This window comes from Methanoregula formicica SMSP (assembly GCF_000327485.1).
Taxonomy (GTDB): Archaea; Halobacteriota; Methanomicrobia; order Methanomicrobiales; family Methanospirillaceae; genus Methanoregula; species Methanoregula formicica.
Genome location: NC_019943.1, coordinates 2,584,025 through 2,604,365, shown reverse-complemented (window position 1 = coordinate 2,604,365; position 20,341 = coordinate 2,584,025). Strand labels below are relative to the sequence as shown.

The 20,341-nt window shown below is 54.5% G+C and carries 16 protein-coding genes and 3 tRNA genes; 11 read left to right on the top strand and 8 right to left on the bottom strand.

Going from position 1 to position 20,341, the window contains the following annotated elements:
* Window positions 1-125: 125 nt before the first annotated feature.
* The 3 genes from METFOR_RS13050 to METFOR_RS13040 all read right to left on the bottom strand — a co-directional run bounded on the left by METFOR_RS13050 (window position 126) and on the right by METFOR_RS13040 (window position 2,018).
* A tRNA-Ser gene (locus METFOR_RS13050) sits at window positions 126-209 on the bottom strand.
* A gap of 35 nt (window positions 210-244) precedes the next feature.
* Window positions 245-1,327, bottom strand: coding sequence for an RNA-guided pseudouridylation complex pseudouridine synthase subunit Cbf5 (locus METFOR_RS13045; RefSeq protein WP_015286626.1), 1,083 nt, complete (start codon window positions 1,325-1,327; stop codon window positions 245-247).
* A gap of 1 nt (window position 1,328) precedes the next feature.
* Window positions 1,329-2,018, bottom strand: coding sequence for a uroporphyrinogen-III synthase (locus tag METFOR_RS13040; RefSeq protein ID WP_015286625.1), 690 nt, complete (start codon window positions 2,016-2,018; stop codon window positions 1,329-1,331).
* 83 nt (window positions 2,019-2,101) lie between these two features.
* Here METFOR_RS13040 and METFOR_RS13035 point away from each other — a divergent pair, with 83 nt between their 5' ends.
* The 4 genes from METFOR_RS13035 (at window position 2,102) to METFOR_RS13020 (ending at window position 5,572) form a co-directional block, all read left to right on the top strand.
* Window positions 2,102-3,313, top strand: coding sequence for a tripartite tricarboxylate transporter permease (locus tag METFOR_RS13035; RefSeq protein WP_015286624.1), 1,212 nt, complete (start codon window positions 2,102-2,104; stop codon window positions 3,311-3,313).
* A 67-nt stretch (window positions 3,314-3,380) separates the two neighbouring features.
* On the top strand, window positions 3,381-4,241 hold the full coding sequence (locus METFOR_RS13030; protein ID WP_015286623.1) for an NOP5/NOP56 family protein: 861 nt from the start codon (window positions 3,381-3,383) through the stop codon (window positions 4,239-4,241).
* Window positions 4,238-4,855: a fibrillarin-like rRNA/tRNA 2'-O-methyltransferase gene (locus tag METFOR_RS13025; RefSeq protein WP_015286622.1), complete on the top strand. Its 618-nt coding sequence runs from the start codon at window positions 4,238-4,240 to the stop codon at window positions 4,853-4,855. Before METFOR_RS13030 ends, METFOR_RS13025 begins: the two co-directional genes overlap by 4 nt.
* Before the next feature lie 3 nt (window positions 4,856-4,858).
* On the top strand, window positions 4,859-5,572 hold the full coding sequence (locus METFOR_RS13020) for a DUF1614 domain-containing protein (RefSeq protein WP_015286621.1): 714 nt from the start codon (window positions 4,859-4,861) through the stop codon (window positions 5,570-5,572).
* Window positions 5,573-5,614: 42 nt separating this feature from the next.
* Here METFOR_RS13020 and METFOR_RS13015 read toward each other — a convergent pair.
* Together METFOR_RS13015 and METFOR_RS13010 are read right to left on the bottom strand one after the other, a co-directional pair.
* Window positions 5,615-5,687 (bottom strand) — tRNA-Gln (locus METFOR_RS13015).
* Between the two features lie 68 nt (window positions 5,688-5,755).
* A complete protein-coding gene (locus METFOR_RS13010) occupies window positions 5,756-6,481 on the bottom strand; it encodes a thymidylate synthase (protein WP_015286620.1) in 726 nt (241 codons plus the stop codon).
* A 575-nt stretch (window positions 6,482-7,056) separates the two neighbouring features.
* Between METFOR_RS13010 and METFOR_RS13005 the strand changes: the two genes are divergently transcribed.
* The 3 genes from METFOR_RS13005 (at window position 7,057) to METFOR_RS12995 (ending at window position 13,045) form a co-directional block, all read left to right on the top strand.
* Entirely contained in the window at window positions 7,057-9,876 is a 2,820-nt protein-coding gene (locus METFOR_RS13005) for an MEMAR_RS02690 family S-layer glycoprotein (RefSeq protein WP_015286619.1), read from the top strand.
* A 208-nt stretch (window positions 9,877-10,084) separates the two neighbouring features.
* Window positions 10,085-11,611 (top strand): AMP phosphorylase, encoded by a 1,527-nt coding sequence (locus tag METFOR_RS13000; protein ID WP_015286618.1) that lies wholly within the window; start codon window positions 10,085-10,087, stop codon window positions 11,609-11,611.
* Window positions 11,612-11,650: 39 nt separating this feature from the next.
* Complete coding sequence (locus METFOR_RS12995; protein ID WP_015286617.1) at window positions 11,651-13,045, top strand: carboxypeptidase regulatory-like domain-containing protein; 1,395 nt, start codon at window positions 11,651-11,653, stop codon at window positions 13,043-13,045.
* A 97-nt stretch (window positions 13,046-13,142) separates the two neighbouring features.
* On the opposite strand, the gene METFOR_RS12990 is transcribed toward METFOR_RS12995, so the two are convergent.
* A tRNA-Arg gene (locus METFOR_RS12990) sits at window positions 13,143-13,214 on the bottom strand.
* Between the two features lie 57 nt (window positions 13,215-13,271).
* Here METFOR_RS12990 and METFOR_RS12985 point away from each other — a divergent pair.
* Entirely contained in the window at window positions 13,272-13,706 is a 435-nt protein-coding gene (locus METFOR_RS12985; RefSeq protein WP_015286616.1) for a dCTP deaminase, read from the top strand.
* A 2-nt stretch (window positions 13,707-13,708) separates the two neighbouring features.
* Window positions 13,709-14,659 (top strand): DUF128 domain-containing protein, encoded by a 951-nt coding sequence (locus tag METFOR_RS12980; RefSeq protein ID WP_015286615.1) that lies wholly within the window; start codon window positions 13,709-13,711, stop codon window positions 14,657-14,659.
* Window position 14,660: 1 nt separating this feature from the next.
* Here METFOR_RS12980 and METFOR_RS14720 read toward each other — a convergent pair whose 3' ends face one another.
* Window positions 14,661-16,901, bottom strand: a complete 2,241-nt coding sequence (locus METFOR_RS14720) for a tubulin/FtsZ family protein (protein WP_015286614.1) — start codon at window positions 16,899-16,901, stop codon at window positions 14,661-14,663.
* 382 nt (window positions 16,902-17,283) lie between these two features.
* On the opposite strand from METFOR_RS14720, the gene METFOR_RS12970 reads away from it, so the two are divergent.
* Window positions 17,284-18,270, top strand: a complete 987-nt coding sequence (locus METFOR_RS12970) for a 5,10-methylenetetrahydromethanopterin reductase (RefSeq protein WP_015286613.1) — start codon at window positions 17,284-17,286, stop codon at window positions 18,268-18,270.
* Window positions 18,271-18,834: 564 nt separating this feature from the next.
* On the top strand, window positions 18,835-19,359 hold the full coding sequence (locus METFOR_RS16005) for a hypothetical protein (protein ID WP_233504410.1): 525 nt from the start codon (window positions 18,835-18,837) through the stop codon (window positions 19,357-19,359).
* Here METFOR_RS16005 and METFOR_RS12960 read toward each other — a convergent pair.
* Entirely contained in the window at window positions 19,356-20,195 is an 840-nt protein-coding gene (locus METFOR_RS12960) for a F420-dependent methylenetetrahydromethanopterin dehydrogenase (RefSeq protein WP_015286611.1), read from the bottom strand. The two genes, METFOR_RS16005 and METFOR_RS12960, sit on opposite strands and share 4 nt — an antisense overlap.
* Window positions 20,196-20,341 lie beyond the last annotated feature (146 nt).

The window sequence follows — 20,341 nt, the reverse complement described above, 5'->3', positions numbered from 1 at the left end:
GTACCCACCCCACCCTCAGTGGCAGGGATGAGTAGGGATCTTGTCCTTCAGGTTTGAAAATGGCGGGGAGGGGGGTGACTACCCCCCCGTTTGAACCATGGAAAATCACAAAAAAATGAAAGAAGCGCTGAGGGGGGGAATTGAACCCCCGAGGCACTTTCGCACCACAGGCTTTCCAGGCCTGCGCCCTACCGCTAGACTACCTCAGCAAAAAGTGTATCCTATTTGTTAGCCGGGGCTTTTTTTAATGGTATCTCTTCTTCCTGCCCCGGTCGTCCGGTCTCCGGGCGGGTCTTCCGAATGACTTCTTACCGGTAGGCTTCTCCGTTTTTCCTGCGGGACGCGGGGACTTCGGCTTTGCCGCTTTTTGTTTTGCCTTTTTCTCTGCCTTCGAGGGGTAGACCTTGTCAGATTTTTTCCAGCTGCGGGGATAGGTGCCCGGCTGCATGAAGACCGTGGTCGGCGCGATGACAAGCCCGGTATCGCCGGGCCTGAAAGAACCAGACGGGACAAGCGCTCTCCCGAGGCAGATGAACTCTTTCTTCCCCGAGAGCACGGCAACGGTCTGATCCTTGGCAAACTCCATGGTGCTGACCACGCCCACGCCGGCAAGCGAGGCGCCATGGCAGAGCGCGTCTATTGCCGCATCGCGGACAACCACGATTGGCAGCTCGGGGACGGCAGCGTCAACAGATACAATCATCTTCTCCAACGCGGATCGGTCTCCCTCCCGTGCCGCAACAGCTGCGTCCTGCACATCGTGCAGGGTATACATCGACGATTCTGAGAAAGTGCCCGAGCGGGTCCGGCGCAGCTCCACCATGTGGGCACCAACGCCCAGTACGAACCCCATGTGGTGACAGAGCGAGCGGATGTAGGTACCGGCATCGCAGTGCACCCGGAAGAGGACGAGCCGCCCGTCCACGTCGAGGATCTCCAGTTTGTGGACCTCGCGGATGCGGAGGTTCCGCTTCACAGCGCTCTTCCGGGGCGGTCGCTGGTAGAGACGGCCGGTGAACTCCTCTGCACGTTTATCGATTCGCTCCCGGTCCACATCCCCGTGCAACCGCATCAGGCAGATATATTCCTTGTCATGCTGGAGCAGGAGCGGGGCGAGTCGGGCAGCATTGCCGAGCATGATGAGCAGCACGCCGGAGACCTGCGGGTCGAGTGTACCGGAATGACCCACCTGGCACCCCAGCATCTTCCCCACCCATGCAGCGACTTCGTGACTTGAGGGGCCGCGGGGCTTGTCGATAACGATGATGCCGGCCCTGTTCCAGAGATGGACCGCCTCCGAGTCCTCCCGTGAGTGGGGGACATCCATATCAGGCACCTCCGTTCTTTTGCAGATACGCGTTCAACGCACTCAAGGAACCTTCGAGCGAACCGTCACCAATAACGGCTGGAACTGTCCCTCCGGCGTTCATGACCGCTGCCGTTATTTCCCCAATAGCCATGACGAGGAGCGTGTCCCGCGGTGTCCAGCGGGCTTTTGCATACGACATGGCGCTGGTAAAAAGGATGGCATCTGCATCATCGAGGGGGAGGTCCTCACCGGTCGGCTCAAGCCCGTAGCACCGGAACTCGCGGACGATCCCCCCTGCGTTTGTTATCGAGTCAAGGAGGTTCTGGTTCGGGACATCTGCCCGTGGGATACCAATCCTCTTCCTCCGGATCCAGTCGCCCAGGTACGGCACAAAGTCCCGGGAATAGAAACTGGTGAGCGTTTCGCATTCGATAGCGTAATCCCTGAGTTCTTTTGCTGTCTGGGGGCCGATGGCAATCACCCGTGCAGTGGTTGAGAGGCGGGGGGCGATGATCTTCGCCGGCAGGGCGCTCGTGAAGAAGATGCAGTCAAACTCACCGGCGGAGGCTGCATCAACGAAGGCGGCAATCTCCGTCTCGCGCAGTTCTGACCTGAGCGGGTGGACGCTGAAGCATTCGTGGCCGTAGGCACGGCAGCGGGAAGCGTCGCTCTTCTCTTTTCCTTTCAGGCGGGTGACTGCGATCTTCATGGCGGATTGCTTTGGTGTAGTATTCGCGGGGAGATGATGGTATGCATTTCGGTTAATTTTTATTCACAATATCGTATATATTAATGATGATTGAGATCCTGCTGGGTGTCCTTGCTGGAGTCATACTGGGGACCATCAGCGGGATCATTCCCGGTGTCCATGCAAATACCCTTGCGGGCGTCCTCGTCGGGCTCCAGGCCGTGTTCCTCGCCCTGCTTGGGCCCGTTGCCCTTGCATGTACGCTCTTTTCCGCGCTCATCACCCATACCTTTGTCGACGCAATTCCATCGACATTCCTTGGCATCCCGGATGCTGATACAGCGCTTGCCGTGCTCCCGGCGCACGCGCTCTGCCTTGAGGGCAATGGGGAGGAAGCGGTGCGGATTGCGGTACTCGGGAGTGCCTGTGCGATGGTCATTGCCGTGCCCCTGTCCCTTGTCTGCTTTCTTCTCCTTCCGGCACTTCAGCCCTGGTTCGACTGGTGGATCGGGATTTTGCTGATAGCCGCGGTCGGCTGGATGCTGGTGACAAACGATGCACCCCTGTGGGGGCTTGCGATCTTCCTTGTCTCGGGTATTCTTGGCATATTTGCCCTCCGGTACGCCTTCCTTGGCTGGCACACCCTTACCGGGAGCAATGCCATCCTGATGCCGCTCCTCTGTGGTCTGTTTGGCATCTCTGGTCTCCTGACAGCATCGCGGGGGACGATACCGGAACAACAGTTCCGGGGTATCCGGATACCTGACCGGATGGTGGCACGGTCATCCGTCCTCGGGACGGCAGCGGGAATCGCCGTTGGCTGGCTGCCGGGATTGTCAACCGCTTCTGCAAACGGCGTGCTTGCATCCGTTATCGGGTATGACAGGGACCGGAGAGCATACCTCCTTGCCACCAATGCAGCGAACACCGCAAACGCCTTTATTGGTCTTGCCGCCCTGTTTGCGCTTGAGCGGATGAGGAACGGCGTAATAGCAGCTCTTGCCGAACTGCCCCTGCCTTCCATGGGCGATCTGATGGTAGCGGGAGTTCTGGCAGCCTGTGCTGCGTACCTCATTACCGTATGGCTGTCCCGCTCTGCCCACAGGATTGGCAGGCTTGATAACCTGCTCCTCAACCATGTGGTGATCGCTTTCGTGGTTGGTCTGAGCATTCTCCTCACCGGCCCGTTCGGTCTTCTCGTGCTCATCCTCGCAACGGCAGTCGGGTTCGTGCCGCGTCTCATAAACCTACCGGCAGTTTATTGCATGGGTTCGATCATGATTCCGGTCATGTTGTGGTCGTTTGGGATTACGTGAGCCTGACCTTCTGTTCAGGTGCAGGAATTAACGATCTTTATTGCCACTCGCATCCTTATTGTCCGGTATGCAGTCCTACTGGTTTGGAGATGCAGGTGACGGCAGGTGCCAGGCAGCTGACGGCGATCCCTTGGCGCTGGCGCAGCGCCTTGATTCGCTCCAGACTAAGATGGACGGTTTTGTCCCACTTAAGTGGGAAGAAGCAATGGCCTGCGGCATCTGCACGGACCGGGCCGGATATATCTCCCTGCTCCGCGAGGTCTGTTTTATCCAATCAGAGCAGCGGATACGCGAGGAATATGCGGGAAAGGACACCGAACTCCTCCAGATGGTCCGAACGCTCGACGAGATGGACGAGGTGATCAACCTCCTCTCCGAGAGGGTGGCGGAATGGCATCAGGTCAGGCACCCGACGTTCTCCCGCAAATACCGGAGAACGCCGGTTCATATCCAGATCCGGCGCCTCTCCGAAAAAGGCCGGGGTGCTCTTGGAAAGGTTGCACTCCAGGTGGAACTGTTGTCGGCTGCACGAACGGATCTGGCGAAGGAGGTCTCGCTACGTGCTACCCGTGTGCTGCCCAACACCAGCTCTCTTATCGGAGGGCTCGTAGCAGCCCGGCTCATGGCGCATGCAGGGGGTCTTCTCCCGCTCAGCCGGTTGCCGGCCAGTGCTATCCAGGTGCTTGGGGCAAGGACGGCGCTCTTTTCCCACCTGAGGACGAAGTCCCCTCCGCCCAAGCACGGGATCATCTTCCAGCACCGCCGTGTGCACAATGCTCCCCGGAACCTGAGGGGGAAGGTTGCACGGGTGCTCGCCGGGAAGCTTGCGATAGCAGCCCGGCTCGACTATTATCGCGGCGTTGCTGTCCCTAAATTCCTTGACCGCGCCCAGGATCGGATCGACCGGCTGGGAGGAAAGGAATCATGATCCGGATTGGTGACGTACTGGTCTCCCGTGGCGAGGGGGGCGTGTACGGGGAACGGATGCTTGCCAGTGCCCGTGTCTGGGATCCCTTCCGAAGCAAGCTTGCAGCGCTCTATTATGCAGGCACCGGGATTGAACTGGCACCGGAGATGAAGGTGTTGTATCTTGGTGCGGCAAATGGTACAACGGTCTCCCATGTTGCCGATTACGTGGAGGTTGTGTACGCGGTTGAGTTTGCCCCTCGGCCGATGCAGGACCTGCTGGAAGTGGCACGGCGGCGTGACAACATTGTCCCTCTCATGGCCGATGCATCCCGCCCGGAACAATATGCACCCGTCATGGAGGCAGTCGACCTGCTCTACCAGGACGTTGCGCAGCCGGACCAGGCTGAAATTCTCATCAGGAACTGCGTATTCCTCAAGCCTGATGGGAAGGTGATACTGATGCTCAAGACACGAAGTGTGGATATCCGGAAGAGCCCCGATGAGGTATTCCGAGAAACGATTGAACGACTGGCGGCTTTCGGACTTGAGGTCATCGAGAGTACCTGGCTCTCCCCCTATCACAAAGATCATGCAGCTATCGTCTGCAAAAAGCATTCGAAAGGGGTCGCTTGAATCATGAACGGCATTCGTGTGCACTCAGTCGGGCCCCTCTCAATCCTCGCCCTGCTGCTGCTGATCGCACTTGTTATCCTGATTATCCCGCTCCTGTTCCTCGGGCTTGTCGGGGCAGCCTTCACCCGCCTTGGTTTCTCATGGATCGCGGCGCTTGCGGTTGTCCTCCTCATGCTTATGGGAAGTCTTGTGAACCTCCCCCTTTACCGGATCAAACGGGACATGGTCCGTGTCGATACCCTGGAAATGCCCTTGTTTGGAGCAGGAAATTCCTTTGCCCGCCAGCCGGTCTGGGAGACGGTGGTTTCGCTTAACTTGGGCGGCGCGGTGATCCCGCTTGCAGCATCGGCCTACCTCTTATACCGGGCATATGTTGTTGAAGGAAGTGGGATCCTTCAGCCAGTTGCAGCTGGCGTAATCATCGTTGCCATCGTTGCCTGGCTTGCAACGCGATATATTCCGGGCTACGGGCTCCGTGCCCCGCTCTTTATGCCCGGCCTTGTGGCAATCCTGTGCGGGCTTCTGCTCACAGGGGGAACAGGCCTTTTTGCCGCGGTGACGGCATTCGTGGCCGGGACTGCCGGGACGCTGCTTGGTGCAGGAATTGCCCAGTTGCCACGTATCCGGGATCAGGAAATACCGGAAGTTAACATCGGCGGGAGCGGGATGTTTGGTGCAATCTTCCTTGCCTGTATTCTTTCGGCGGTAATTGCCTGAAGGATCAACCGCATCAAACATGAAAATCGTACGAAAAGAAAATAGCCCGGAGCAGATTCGAACTGCTGTCAGAGGATCCAGAGTCCCCTATGATTGACCGCTACACTACCGGGCTGCTTGACCCATACTTTTTGCCGCTGTTGCCTAATTAAGGTGACGGACAGGCTGCCGGATCAGTGCCGCTCACACGCTCTTTGCCCGATCACAGCGCTGACAGGCCCGGCATACTTCCCCGATCGGCTGGATGAGTTTTCCTCTCCCGCAGAAGGGTTCGATGTCGTGCATGTCGCGGATGAAGTAGATGTGGGGGACAAGTGAGATGTGGGTATATGTCCCGCACGGCACACCCAGCTGGTCGGCAATGGACTTCTGGAGCTGGACGAGAGCGTACATGTTGGCGCCGGCGGCCGTGAGCATGTCATTGGACCGGAAGATCACCCGCATGTTGAGCTTACCGTTGCGGAGCACGCACTGGATGAGCTGGAGGCAGGGACAGTCATCGAGGCTTTCATCGATAACCGGGTTCCAGGTAATCGAGACTGCCCGCCGGGATACCGGTGATGACCGGAGTTTTTCGACTATGTAGGCGATCTGGTCGACATGAACCGCCTTCCCGTCAGTTGTCAGCCGTTCCCCCCAGTCGAAGAGCCTGCCGTGGTAGTCATATTCAAACGAAGCCTTCGATCCTTGGAGGAGATCCTTTGCGTACTGTTCGACAAACCTCTGCTGGAACCGGGAGTGCGGGCTCACCGTTGGCTCGGCAAGGGGAGTATCCACCTGCATGGCGATCTCTTCAAATTCGACCGTTGCCTCTTGGTCCTCGGTCTGGAGCACCCATCCCTTCTCCAGGATCATCTGGATGACCTGTTCGTGTGCCTTTCCTATGCTTGGTGCCCGGATCACTCGCATATCCAGTTGTTTGTCATAGCAGGTTGTATAACTGTTGAATGGTGATTTTGGATTATGGCAGGGTGGTGAAATTTGTTATATTTAGAATGTGCAAAAAATAGTCAGAATTGAGTTGTTGAAGTAATCTGACATATTCCTGAAATATGGTGGTAAAAAGGATGAGTGGATTATGGAACGTATTTGTTTTCTATACTGATTCATTAAGTATCCACGCCACTCCGCATTTTGAATGTCAAATATTGTACATTTCTGTAGACAATTGTATATACAATAATCAAATCAAGTGCGCGTGATATAGGGTATCAGTGAATTATCCATTCTGTCTGGGCCTCAACAAACAGCTGCCAAATGCCTGAAAAAAAACCGAAATTTGTGGCATAAACTAAAATTCAGTCATAAATTGGCAGCGGATTGACTGGTAAAAACAACCACAAAGGATATATTGGCACTTTTACAAATACTGTTTCATATTCCGTCTAAACGGAGTATGGGGCTCGCAGAATCGTTATTCGGCATTTGTCGAATGCGGTTCGCGGCTTGAAATGTATGATGTAAACTTTGGAGGAATTGAACACATGACTAAGCGATTAACTATTGCACTGGTTGCAGTAGCCCTGTTCGTTCTGCTCGCGGTAATGCCGGTTTCGGCAGCATGGCCGCTTGACAACAACACGGTAATCAACCGGACTGCAACTATCTTTATTGGTGAGCAGGGTCTCAACCTGACTCATGCACTGAATCAGGCACAGAGCTATGCTACTAGCTTCACGCCTGGAACCAATCCCGCAATGGATAATGTACCCCTCAACTACACCGTTGGCTGGTGGGCATCGGCAGCAACGATTACGTCAACTGCCCCGTCTGCAAAGGTTGATCTGGAGAACAGCTACAGGTCATTCACTGTTGACCAGCAGTCCTTCGTTGGATACACCGGCAACTGGTATCTCCTTGCTGCCGACAAGGCAACCCCGTTAACCGACGGCACAAACCCGATTGTTGTCTTCACCGTCGCGGACCCCCGGCTTGAAATTGCTGTCTGGGACTTCGTACAGGCAAGCGATGTGACCGGCAAGTCCGTTACGCAGGGTCAGAAGCTTGGTTTCTCAGTCAAGACCAATATGGTTTTCAACCCGGCTGACAACAAGCGTGGAAATGTCAGCAATGCTCTGACTGCCACCAATGAGTACAAAGACGGGTACATCACCATCAAGGTGAAGGACGAGTCCGGCGCTACTCTGACTGGACTGGCCAACAATGCAAGTCAAACCCTTGCGACGATCCCGCTTACCAAGCAGTTCATCAACAGCCAGCCTTGGTACTGGCCCTACAACAACGGTTCCACTTCGACTACCGCTCTGGACTATTGGAGGACCGATGCAACGGACTACAACAACCAGTACGCTTACCCGGTTGGCACCTACACTGTCTGGGCAGAGTCCACACTCAACAAGATGAAGGACAACTACAAGAACGCAGGCGCTGACTACACCGGCAAGACGGTATCCGCAACGGGAACCATCACCCTCGTCTCCGACACGGTCAAGATCGAGGCCAACAAGGACTCCGTTGTCCGCTCCAAGGCGTTCTCCGTCACTATCACCGGTAAGCCCAGTACAACCTACTACGTCTGGGTCAAGGACACCTCTGCCATGACCGGTGGCTACGATGACCAGCCCCCGATGATTGCAGCAAACCAGGAGAAGGTCTACTTCGACAGCTCAACTGTCCCGGCAATATTTACTGCATCAGGCAATGCATTCCACCCGATTGGTAACTACACCATGGAGAACGGTGGCAAGATCTGGTTGAATGTTGCGAATGATACTACTACCCAGTATTACAACAAGACCCACTATTACGCACTCATCAACACCTCAACCTCTGGTACGAGGACTGTAGAATTCCTCACCAACAACTGGACCAAGGCGCAGAAGTACACGATCCGTGTCGAGCAGAGGTTCTTAAACGGTCTGCCCCAGTCACTCTCCGATGGTGAACCGAATGGTGTCACAGCAGGTACTACCGTCAAGAGCGACGAAGTTGACATCAACGTCGAGAAGGGCGCAGTCACCATCGTAGCAGCGGGCGACCAGTCCTACTACCTTGGCGAAGAGATCAAGTTCTCCGGTACCAACACCGAGACTTACAAGACCTACCTGTTCATCATCGGTCCCAACCTCAAGCCTCAGGGTTCGCAGATTGCAGATCCTAACATGGACCCCAGGAACGCTGCAGTCCGTGATGGTGTTGCAGGCGACTTTAAGCAGGTCGATGTCAATGGTGACAACACCTGGTCATGGAAGTGGGGAACCGCCAATTATGCACTTGATGCAGGTACCTACACCATCTACGCAGTAAGCCAGCCCCGCAACAAGGACAGCAACAACCTTGCAAACGCAGCATACGGCACGGTTTCTATCATCATCAAGAAGCCGTTCGTCTCTGCAACAGCATCCCAGTCCACCGTTGCAAAGGGTGACAAGATCTTCATCACCGGTACCGCAGAAGGCGACCCGGGCACAGTCCAGATCTGGATTATGGGCAAGAACTATGCAGCTCTGAAGAGCTCATCAGTGAACTCCGACTCCTCGTTCAAGTACGAGATCAAGCAGGAGGACACCAAGGACCTTACCAGCGGCCAGTACTTCGTCGTCGTCCAGCACCCGATGCAGAACAAGGAATTCGATGTTACTCTCGACACTACCACGGGATACGTCTACAACCGGCTGCTCAACGCAGTTGGTGGTGGTGCAACGTCAGGGACGAACATCTTCAAGCTCCTCGGATCCAGCAGCCTGCAGGGCTCCGATGCAGCTGAAGCACTTGCAGAAGGCATCAACGACGCAAATGTCGACGATACCTACACCAAGCTCCAGTTCCTTGTCGAGGAACCCACCATCACCATCGACACGATTGGCGACAAGCACGTTGGCGACAAGTTCACCATCACTGCAAAGACCAACCTTGCCGTTGACGATGAAATCCTCGTCCAGGTCTACTCATCATCATTCAAGCCGACCATGAAGAGCCAGAGCGGCGAGTTCAGTGGCGCCTCGGGAACCGTCAAGGTTACCAAGGGCGACAGCGGCTACAACAAGATCTCGTTCGATGTTGACTCCTCAACATTCAAGCCGGACGAGTACATTGTAACCGAGGAAGCTGTCCTCCAGACCGCAACCGGCACGGCACTGTTCAACGTGCTCGAGACCACCGTCAAGACCGTGGCCCCGACCACTGCAGCAACCGCAGTCCAGACATCTGCCCAGACCGCAGTTCCGACCACTGTTGCAACTGCAGTCCCGACCACCGCCCCGACCAAGTCACCCGGCTTTGGTGCACTCGTTGCACTGATCGGCCTTGGCGCTGTTGCGTTCGTCGTTGTGCGCAGGCACTGAACTAACTTCTAAATTTTTCTTTTTTTCCGTCTGCCAGTTCAGGAAAGACAATTCATTTGAGTGAATGCTCTTTCACGCGATTTGGCTCCCTCTTCCTGCGATCCTTTGCACGGTGTGACATCTTTTTAAACCCCAAGGGGTCAACGTAGATCTGGCACTATCGTTCCCTTAGTTATTGTAAGAGCCCGAATTGGGAGGTGCGAGTAGCGTGAAACTGGTTGTAAAAAATATTGATATTGCAGCAAGAGGGGTGCTCCTGAACCGCTTGGATGCCCGGGGCATGGGTGTGATGAATGGCGACCGGGTTCAGGTCATCAACCCGAAGAACGGGCTGTCGGCAACAGCATTTGTCGAGATCACGTCAACAATCGCCCAGCAGGGGACCCTCGGGATCTACCGCATCACCAACGAGCGCCTCCAGATGGAGGATGGCGATGATATCGAGATCCGCGAAGCAGGCCGGCCTGAATCCCTCGACTATATCAAGAAGAAGATGGACGGGGGCAAACTCACCAAGGAAGAGACCCTGACAATCATCAAGGACGTTGTCCACGATGATATCTCTGCTGCGGAACTGACTGCTTACATTACGGCATCCTACATAAACCCGCTTGACATGGATGAGGTTGAGCATCTCACCCGTGCAATGGTGGAGACCGGCGAACAGATCAAGTTCGCCTCCCGACCCATTGTCGACAAGCACTCGATCGGAGGGGTACCCGGCAACAAAATAACCTTTCTTGTCGTCCCCATTATTACGGCAAGCGGCCTCAAGATCCCCAAGACGAGTTCGCGTGCTATCACCGGGGCCGGGGGTACGGCAGACCTCATGGAAGTGCTGGCGTTTGTTGAGTTTACCGCAGGCGAGGTCCAGCAGATGACCGACAAGGTAGGGGGGTGCATTGTCTGGGGCGGGGCAACGAACATCGCCCCGGCAGATGACCGGATCATCATCCAGGAATACCCGTTCAAGATCGATGCCCGGGGCCAGATGCTTGCGAGCGTGATGGCGAAAAAGTTTGCTGTCGGGGCGAACCTCGTCGTTATCGATATTCCTGTCGGCCAGAATACTAAGGTTGCAAACATGCAGGAAGGGCGCAAACTTGCCCGGGAATTCATCGAGCTCGGCGAACGGCTGGGAATGAAGGTGGAGTGTGCACTCACATATGGCGACACCCCTGTCGGACACAGTATCGGTCCGAAACTGGAGGTCATCGAAGCGCTGCGTGTCCTTGAGGGTTCGCAGGAACCCAACTCCTTTATCCAGAAAAGCATCTCCATTGCTGGGATTGCGCTGGAGATGGCCGGCAAGGCACCCAGGGGAGGGGGTATGGCCATGGCACAGGATCTTCTCTCAAGTGGTAAAGCGCTCGAGAAGATGAAACGGATCATCGAGATTCAGGGGGGCGATCCGAATGTCAAGTCATCGGATATCCTTCCCGGAGAACACCAGTTTGTTGTCAGGGCCCCGGCATCCGGGTACGTGATCGAGATGAACAACCGCTCGCTCATCACCCTTGCGCGGACTGCGGGGGCCCCGCAGGACCGGGGCGCGGGGATCCTCCTTCACGCAAAGAAAGGAAAGCTCGTGAAAGCAGGAGAGCCCCTCTTCACCCTGTATGCGGACCGGAACTGGAGGTTGCAGAAGGCAATCGAGGAAGGCCGACGCCTCATGCCGGTCCTTGTTGAAGGGATGCTGCTGGATCGTGTCCCGTCGTCATTTTCGGAGATATAGACCGATGTCCTGATATACGAGCAGGTCGCGATATTTATCATGTATCCTCGACCTCGTTTCCTTTTTGCCATCCTGCTTCTCCTGCTTCTCTGCAGTTCGGCACAGGCAACGACAAGCCTGCTGATCACGGTGCGGGATAGCATTGACAATGTCACTCTCTCGCATGCTACCGTGTATGTCAACAGTGCTAACTATGCACGGACAAACTCCCTTGGCCAGGCACTGCTCACCCATTCCGGATTAAACGATCAGGAGATCCGGGTTTCGATGAGCGGGTATAATGACTGGAGCCAGACGGTCAGTAAAAACACAACCGCACTGCTGGTGAACCTCAGCCGTAAGACGCTCACGTTCAAGAGCACCCTGTTCGATTCTGATACACTGAACCCTATCTCCGGCGCCCGGGTCAACCTTACTGCAGAGAATGTCACACAGACAAAACTGACTGATAGCAGCGGGACAGCAACCTTTGCCGTTACCGGCGCAACCATTTATTCAATAGATATCACGGCCCCCAACTACGAGTCACGGAGCGGGACGATTGTCATGGGAGCTGATGACCAAGAAGTGCAATACAAACTGCTTTCAGGGAACAGCTTCTCATTTGTCGTTACTGACAAGGATACCGGAAAAACTGTTCCCGCTGCCGAGGTGCGTCTCAATGCTGTGCTTGCGGGAAAAACCGATGAACGGGGTATCCTGATAACACCAATTACCCGGGGAAAAACGTATACCATTGAGATATCAAAAGACGGGTATAACTCCTACATGGAGTCCCGTGTCATCAGCGAGACTGATGCTATCTATTATGCCTCGATCTCAAAAACGCCCCTTGGTGCCTATATTTTTGTCACGGATGAGTCCAAAAAGCCCCTGGATGGAGCAGATGTCTACGTAGACGGGTCACTTGCGGGGACAACCAACGAATATGGGCGGATGAGTTCTTCGACTCTCGTGTCCGGTGATTATACTGTCGAGGTGCGGAAGACCGGCTATACGCCCCAGAGCCGTACTATAACGATTTCCAGCACAAGCAGGGACTACACCTTCACTCTCCCCCTGGCGAACGCTGCATTGACGGTCACTGTCCAGGATAATGACAACAAGGCGCTTCCGGGTGCATCGGTCCTGGTGGACGGAGCCAGTGTCGGTATGACGGATAACAACGGGCAGTTCGTTACCAGCATACCCTTCAATACAGACGTGAATATTTCCGTGACAAAGGAGGGATATGTCCCGCAATCCGTAAAGAAGCAGGTTATTTCTGGCAATGCTACTGCTGCCGTGACTGTTGTTGTGGGAAAGAGCATTGACTGGGGTCTTATCGGCATGATCGCACTGGGAGCACTTGCGATTCTTATCCTCTTTGTCATCATCAGGGCGCTGGGGAAGCGTTCAGGCAGACCGCATATCAGGCGCAGAGACGAAATATAGGCTCTCTTTTTTCCCTCACAAATTGTATTCAAAGTCCCGTGAATACGCTCCAGTGCATATTGTGCCGATGATCTCAGAATCCACACAAAAACAGGAACGGACCCAGCGGGAATCGAACCCGCGTCCTTGGGTTCGAAGCCCAAGAGGATATCCTCTACCCCATGGATCCTTCTCATCTTCTTTACATCAAAAGATATTAAGTATTTTCTGCCGATAAACTACTCCAATGATCCTCTCATCGTCCGAGATAGCCCGTCGCATGGAACAAACCCCTGCCGTCGGAAAACTCGTGATCAACCCCTATCTTTCGGAATGCCAGCAACCTGCATCGTACGATCTCCGTTCAGCCAGTGATATCACCCTTGAACGGGGGAAGTGTACGCTTGTTCCCACGCTTGAATGGGTTGAACTTCCCACCGATCTCGCCGGGACACTCATGTGCCGGTCCTCGTTTGGCCGGAAAGGGGTATTGCTCGGAGCCGGGTATGTTGATCCCGGATTCCGCGGGCACCTCACCCTGTGCCTGACAAACATGGGGGACGATCTTGTTGTACGAAAAAACGATCGAGTTGTCCAGCTGATTCTTCACGAGGTGAAGGGGAGCAGCAACGGGTATGCCGGCCGGTACCAGGACAGTGTCGGAGCAATCGGGGCGAGGTGACCATGATCCGGACCGAGAGAAAATATGTTGAGATCCTCCGTATCTTAAAGGAACACCGCGACCCGATGGGTGCAAAACGTCTTTCCGAGCTGATGTCGGAACGGGGTTTTGTCTTAAGCGACCGCGCTGTCCAGTATTACCTGAGTTATCTCGATGCAATGGGCTTTACGGAGAAGGTCGGGAACCAGGGAAGGATCTTAACCCCCCTCGGCCTGAAAGAAACGGACAACGCCCTTGTCGAGGACCGTATCGGATTTATTATCTCAAAGCTAGAACGCCTCGCCTACCGCAGTACGTTCGATCCGGCTGCCGGAACGGGCGATGTTGCGTATAATCTCTCTATGGTCCCCAATGAGCATGCAGAGAAGGTCACAACGGCATTCGATGAAGTCATCCGGGCGGGGTGCGGTTTCTTTAATTCCTACCGGATCATTGACCATGATCCGCGAATTCCCCACGGTTACACCGGGTTCATCACCATCTGCAGTATATCGATGGACGGCGTCTTTCAGCGCCAGGGAATACCGGTAAGGATGGCATATGGCGGAAGACTCGAAATTGAGAATGGATCACCCCGAGAGTTCAAGGATCTTATTGCCTACCGGGGAACTACGATTGATCCCCTTGAATTGTTTATTTCCGCTCACCTGACCTCCATATCCTCTTTTGCGCGATCGAAGAGCGGTATTACCCTTGCCAATGTACGCGAAATTCCCTGTGCTGCGCGATCCCGGGCCGAAGAGACGATTCGCCAGCTGAATTCCTGCGGTTTTGTCTTCCCGGTAACGATGGGGAACCATGTATTCAACCTGCCCCCGAATCCCTACAGGCTCTCGATCGTTGCATTCAGCGGGCTGAATTATATTGGGAATACGGTTGAGCACGGCATCCCGATAAAGACCGAGATCGGTGCCGGCAATATCCGGTTCTCTAAAATCCTTGAAAAGAATTGAATCAGATCCAAGAGATATCGTCAGGTTTTTTTCCTTTTTTTCCCTGTTGCCGTTCCGCCAGAGATTCGGCATCCTCCTCTTGTGGGACGGGCTTTTTCGGTTTCAGGCTCGTATGTATGAGCGAACCATCCCGTGCCTTTGGAACGGAGGTGTCGGTGACAATCTTCCCTTGGAAAACGGTGTCTTTTGCCCGGAATTCCTGCTCTTTCAGCATTACTGGTTCATCTTCTTCAAGGGAAACCTGCACGGATTCCAGCTGCTGGTTCAGCGGTCTCTCTTGTTCAGGAGGAGCAGGGATTACTTTCCGTGACATAGTCCTCTCGGGCAGTTCGTGGTTGTCTGGTGCACGAGTCCGTTTACGAATGATGACGGTCTTTTTGACACTGGCTTCGAGAATCCCTTCTCTTGGCGGGCGGGATACCGGCTCCCGGATTTCTGGCGGCGGGGCCTGGGTGACGACAACACGTTTTGTCCGGACCGCGGCTGATGGTTCCGTTGGAGATGGTACGGCACTGCTGCCTTTCTTCGCCGGTTTCCCTGAAAGTGCCATCATGCGCTGCCGCTGCAACTCTCGTTCAATCCGCTGGCGGGCATGTTCGTGGGATGGGAGAGCAGGAGCATCTTCCCTCGCTGGAACAGAATGATCAGGTATTCCGGCAAGGGATAATGGCTGTTGAGTAACGATTTTCCTCGGTGGGATCTCTGGTCCTGACTCAAAGGTCTTGTGTGGTGCTGTTGGCTTCCCCGGTTCCTGAACTGGTGCGGATCTGTCATGAGCTGCCCGGGGCTTTTCCAGAGGGATCTGCTGAAGTGTGGTGGGTCTTGGGGTTGTTGGCCGGACAGGTGGTGGTTCTCTTGGTTGCAGGATTTCTTTTACAGGAGATGCAGCCGTAGGCCTGGTGGGAGATTTCCTTTCGGGTGCAGGAGTTTGAACACGCTCCATCTGCGGACTATCTGGAACCCGCTGCATCTGTGTTGGGAGGACAATCATCTCATCCCGGAGTGATCCGGCATTTTCCTGGACTCGTGTTACTTCCTGCTGCCCATGTTCCGGCACCGCTCTTTGTGCCGGACCGGCCCTGATTTGTTCGCGGATTTCCCTGAGCTCGTTGATACGGGGAATATTCTCGAGGCCCGAGAGCATGACGATGATGGCAACGTTCTTTGTATTCATGACCGGGTAATCCCCGGAGCGTGTCTCGAGGCCGCGGATGCTCCGGTCAATCCATTTCCTCACCGTCATGAATCCCTGCATCGAGAGCTCGTGCGAGGGGCCGGCAATGAGGATGAGAGCCTTGTGAGCGCTGGTCATGTCACAGGGCGTTGATACCTCATGGTAGATTGCCTGTTTGGCCAGCTCGACAATCCGCGAGGCCCGTTTTTTCCCTTCTTCGTTGAACGGACCTGATGGCCTGAACTGAGAAAGGAATGCAAGGGGATTACTGGAGAGATGCTCCACGGCATATCCGATGGTGATGAATCCCCCGTCTTTCATGGTGTTGAGCACTTCCCCGGAATCCAGCACAACCTCCGCGAGATCGATGCCCCCGTCAGCCCTGAATTCTCCGGCTTTTAGGATGAGGCTGATACGGCGGACGATGGCTTCATTGAGGAGATGGTATGTCATCATCTCGGGGGAAAGTTCCGGCTCCGGCCTGCCGATCCCCAGCATCTGGGCAAGGCCTTTCTCCTTCTTTTTTTCGAGCCGTGCCTGTGCGAGGGGGCGCGTCTTTTTGTACCACGTCTCGTTGTCAAAGACGATCATCCCATCAAGAAGGGAAGAGAGGATATCGACGTCATCAGCGGCTTTCGCGGTTTTTTTCTCCCCCTCGGCAAGGCAGGGGAGGGTTACAAGACCGAAGATGGGTTCAATGATTGAGGAGCGGAGCCCGGCGATGACATGAGGGACGATATCCGTCATCTGCCCGCCCAGTCCGCAACAGATGAGAATCGCATCGTTCTCGCCGGTTTCGTAATTGTGGATCCGTGAGAGGATCTCGTCAATATCGATGGTGGCAGTCGCCCCTCCCTCAGCAGGGGCATTTGGATTCATGGGATCAAACGGGGGATAATACAGTTTCTGCGAATCAGGGAGTGCAAGGAGCTGTTGTAAGGATGCCTCGTCCACATCTGCAGCCAAGGCTTCGACACAGGCGACCCTGCTACTCTTCCGGTCAATGGCATACAGGCTGTCCACGATCCTGCATCCCGCTCCCCCAAGTCCCAGTGCCACTATTCGCATAGACTGATACCGCTCCCTCTTCTCATCCAATCCTTATGAGCAGACAAATTATCCTGCAGGGCCTCGATATTATGGAGAATACTTGATCCCGGGGAAATACGTCTTTGTTGCATATAAATTACGACAATGATTCTGGTTGGTTCTGTTATTAAAGATACATCACGCTGCAACGACAATCCGTGGGACTCAAAAAACCCCCCAAATGGCGCCTGATCCGGAATAGCCTGATGCGATCACACCCGTTTTACCGGATAAAGTGGGCAGATAACTGGAATAAACGCCAGATTGGGGTTTTTGCGGGCGGATAGCCGGTTCCTGTCAACGTAAAATCATAATTTATTTAAATGCGTGTACGGTAATACTCAAATGAGGTGAACATACCTTGACATATGGAATTGAATTCGTACCTGGTAATGTCAATGTAAAGCAAGTTGTTAACTTCTGTAAACTTGCTGAATCCAAAGACATTGATTTTGCATGGATCACCAACCACTACAACAACCGCCACTGCTACCCCACCCTTGCCGCCATCGCGCAGGCAACCACGACCCTGAAGATGGGCCCGGGTATCATGAACGCCTTTACCGACACCCCCGCGGCAATGGCATCCTTTGCCTGCACCCTCAACGAGATCTCCGACGGCCGTGCAGTCCTCGGTATCGGACCTGGTGACCTCTCCACCCTTCCGAAGCTTGCAATCAACCCCGAGAAGCCGGTCGGCCGCCTCGAGGAAGCAGTTGTCCAGATCCGCAAGCTTGTTGCCGGTGAACAGGTCAGCAAGTCCGGCATGAAGTTCTTTGACTACGACGGTGCAAAGCTGACTGGTGTCACGCTTCCCGGCAAGAAGGGAATCCCGGTCTACATCGGTGCACAGGGCCCCAAGGTCCTCGAGCTTGCCGGCAAGATCGGTGACGGTGCACTCATCAACGCATCCAACCCCAAGGACTTCCAGGTCGCAATCCCGATCATCAAGAAGGCATGCGACGCTGTTGGCAAGAAGAACTTCGATGTCGGCGCATACACCGCCATGTCCATCGACCAGAGCGAGAAGAAGGCACGCAATGCAGCAAAGATCGTTGCGGCATTCATTGCAGCAGGCTCCCCGCCCGAGCTCCTCACCCGCCACGGCCTCGACCTGAACAACGTTGCCAAGATCAAGGCAGCCCTTGCAAAGTTCGACTTCAAGAGCGTTGGGGAACTTGTCGGAGACAAAGAGATCGATGCCTTCACCATTGCAGGCACCCCTGAGATGGTCAAGCAGAAGTGCAATGACCTCACCAAGGCAGGCGTCACCCAGATCATCTTCGGTTCACCCCTCGGTCCCGACATGACCAACTCCATCCGCCTGCTCGGCAAGTACGTTGTATAAGGACAGAGCACAATATCTGCCCCCATATAACCGAAAGCGGCGATGGCGCCCTGGCAGAAAAACCCTTTTTCTTTTTTTTATGATTGTGTTTTTGGCAGATCCGCGTGCAAATGACTATGGTATACAGCTGGAAAGAGTAATATGAACGATATGTTTTCTGTCACGGGTGTGGAGACTCTGAACGGCGTTGTCCAGTTCCGGGAAGAGACATTTACCGGATTCAGGTGCAGAATCAGTCCGGATCGCTCCAAACGTCATGTCATCCATCCTGCAGTAATTCCCCAAGAGAGTGACGACTGCCCGTTTTGTCCTGAACGGATTTTTTCCGTCACGCCGTGTTTTCCCGACGGGAAACGGATTATTCATAACGAGAGTGTCACGTTTCCTAATATGTTTCCTTTTGGCCGGGGGCATAGTGTAACGGTAATCACAAAAGCACATCAGGTTGAAAAGTTCAGCAGACAGCAGATTGCCGATGCATTGTCAGGACAGATTGAAGCTTTGACAAAGTACGATGGTTATCCCAGTGTCAACATGAATTTCCTTCCATCCGCCGGTGCAAGCATGAATCATCCCCACATGCAGGGGCTCTGCGATGCCGGACCCTCACGTATTGTTGAGCGTTACCTGTATGCTGGCAAAAAATTCCATCAACTCACGGGGAAGGGTTACTGGGATGATGTGACAGGCGGTGATAAAGTGTCGGGGCGATATCTTTTCGGTGATGACATCGTCTGGTCTGCTCATGCTGTTCCCTGCGGGGAACGGGAAGTCCGGGGGATTCTTCCAATTGGCACTCTTGAAGAAACCCTCCCGTATATCGATACCCTGGCAGCCGGAATCATCGATGTGCTTGAATTCTACCGGAAGCTTGGGACAACTGCCTTTAATATGTCCATATTTTTCGACAAGGCCGGTTCGAAAAGCGGCTTCCACGCGTTCTGTTCGCTCATCTCCCGAATTAATCCCAACCCGTTATCGATGAGTGACTCTGCCTTTATGGAGCGGATGCACTTCGAGCCAGTGATCATGACTCTTCCGGAAGAGATGGGCAGACTTTACCGGAACCAAAAAAAGGAAAAGGATTAGTCGAATTTTGCAACAAGCTTGTTCTTCCTGACAAGCACGCCGTCCTTCTTGTGTGCCTGGCGGAGAACAGTGTCGCCTGCCTTCTCGATCTCGCGTGCCTCGTCACAGAGAGCGGCTGCGACCTTCATCATCTCGTGAGCGCTTGCAACGATCGGGATGTACTTCTCCCATTCCTTGGTCATGAAGCAGCCCTTGACGTTCTGGCCTGCAACTGCCATCGCGATCTCGTGGGCGGCGCGTGCCTTTGCGAGTGCATAGTTGTTGGTGAACTCGCCGTCGACTGCCTTATCAGTGGTCATGACGATCTTGGGGAGTACGAGCTCTGCACCCTTCTTGCCGGCCTTGACCTGGTCGATAACCTGATCGATTGCCACCTGGAGCTTGCGGAACGCACCGGTGCCTGCAAGAACCTTGACAAGGTTTCCGTTGAAGTCAGCCATCTCGATGGGGTCGAGGAATTCGCGGCGTGCACCGATCATGGAGTCTGCCTTCATAATGATGTAGCCGAACGAGCTCGTCTTGATGCCTTCCCATTCCTTCTTGGTCGTAACGTCGTCGGTGATGACGATGCACGGGATGCCGGACTTTGCCAGTTCCTCACGGGCACCGGTGGGGCCGGGGAGGACTCCGTTGGGGGAGACCACGATACAGAAATCGGGTTTCCATGCCTTCATGTTGGAGACAACGCGGTCGATATCCTCCGGCTGGAGTTTTGTTCCGCTGGTCGCCATGAATGTCTGCATATCCTCACGGTCTGCTCTCTCGTCAAGGAGGAGTTCTGCCATTACACCACTTGCAATGTTGCCGAGTTTTGCAACGCCTACTTTAACAACCATGTAATTTCACCTCGAAAATGTTATAACACGTTATTATGACAAGGGATTCTTATAAACATTTTGAAATGTCCTCTCTCGTCGGAAAATGGGCAATATGCGGATCAGGATTTCGCAACTTTTGCGTGCTGATAAAATATTACGCGAAA

Bases quoted from the DNA above. Each gene is read 5' to 3' on its own strand.
- METFOR_RS13045 (WP_015286626.1), bottom strand. From the start codon at position 1,327: ATGGATGTCCCCCACTCACGGGAGGACTCGGAGGCGGTCCATCTCTGG.
- METFOR_RS13040 (WP_015286625.1), bottom strand. From the start codon at position 2,018: ATGAAGATCGCAGTCACCCGCCTGAAAGGAAAAGAGAAGAGCGACGCT.
- METFOR_RS13035 (WP_015286624.1), top strand. From the start codon at position 2,102: ATGATGATTGAGATCCTGCTGGGTGTCCTTGCTGGAGTCATACTGGGG.
- METFOR_RS13030 (WP_015286623.1), top strand. From the start codon at position 3,381: ATGCAGTCCTACTGGTTTGGAGATGCAGGTGACGGCAGGTGCCAGGCA.
- METFOR_RS13025 (WP_015286622.1), top strand. From the start codon at position 4,238: ATGATCCGGATTGGTGACGTACTGGTCTCCCGTGGCGAGGGGGGCGTG.
- METFOR_RS13020 (WP_015286621.1), top strand. From the start codon at position 4,859: ATGAACGGCATTCGTGTGCACTCAGTCGGGCCCCTCTCAATCCTCGCC.
- METFOR_RS13010 (WP_015286620.1), bottom strand. From the start codon at position 6,481: ATGCGAGTGATCCGGGCACCAAGCATAGGAAAGGCACACGAACAGGTC.
- METFOR_RS13005 (WP_015286619.1), top strand. From the start codon at position 7,057: ATGACTAAGCGATTAACTATTGCACTGGTTGCAGTAGCCCTGTTCGTT.
- METFOR_RS12995 (WP_015286617.1), top strand. From the start codon at position 11,651: ATGTATCCTCGACCTCGTTTCCTTTTTGCCATCCTGCTTCTCCTGCTT.
- METFOR_RS12985 (WP_015286616.1), top strand. From the start codon at position 13,272: ATGATCCTCTCATCGTCCGAGATAGCCCGTCGCATGGAACAAACCCCT.
- METFOR_RS12980 (WP_015286615.1), top strand. From the start codon at position 13,709: ATGATCCGGACCGAGAGAAAATATGTTGAGATCCTCCGTATCTTAAAG.
- METFOR_RS14720 (WP_015286614.1), bottom strand. From the start codon at position 16,901: ATGCGAATAGTGGCACTGGGACTTGGGGGAGCGGGATGCAGGATCGTG.
- METFOR_RS16005 (WP_233504410.1), top strand. From the start codon at position 18,835: ATGAATCATCCCCACATGCAGGGGCTCTGCGATGCCGGACCCTCACGT.
- METFOR_RS12960 (WP_015286611.1), bottom strand. From the start codon at position 20,195: ATGGTTGTTAAAGTAGGCGTTGCAAAACTCGGCAACATTGCAAGTGGT.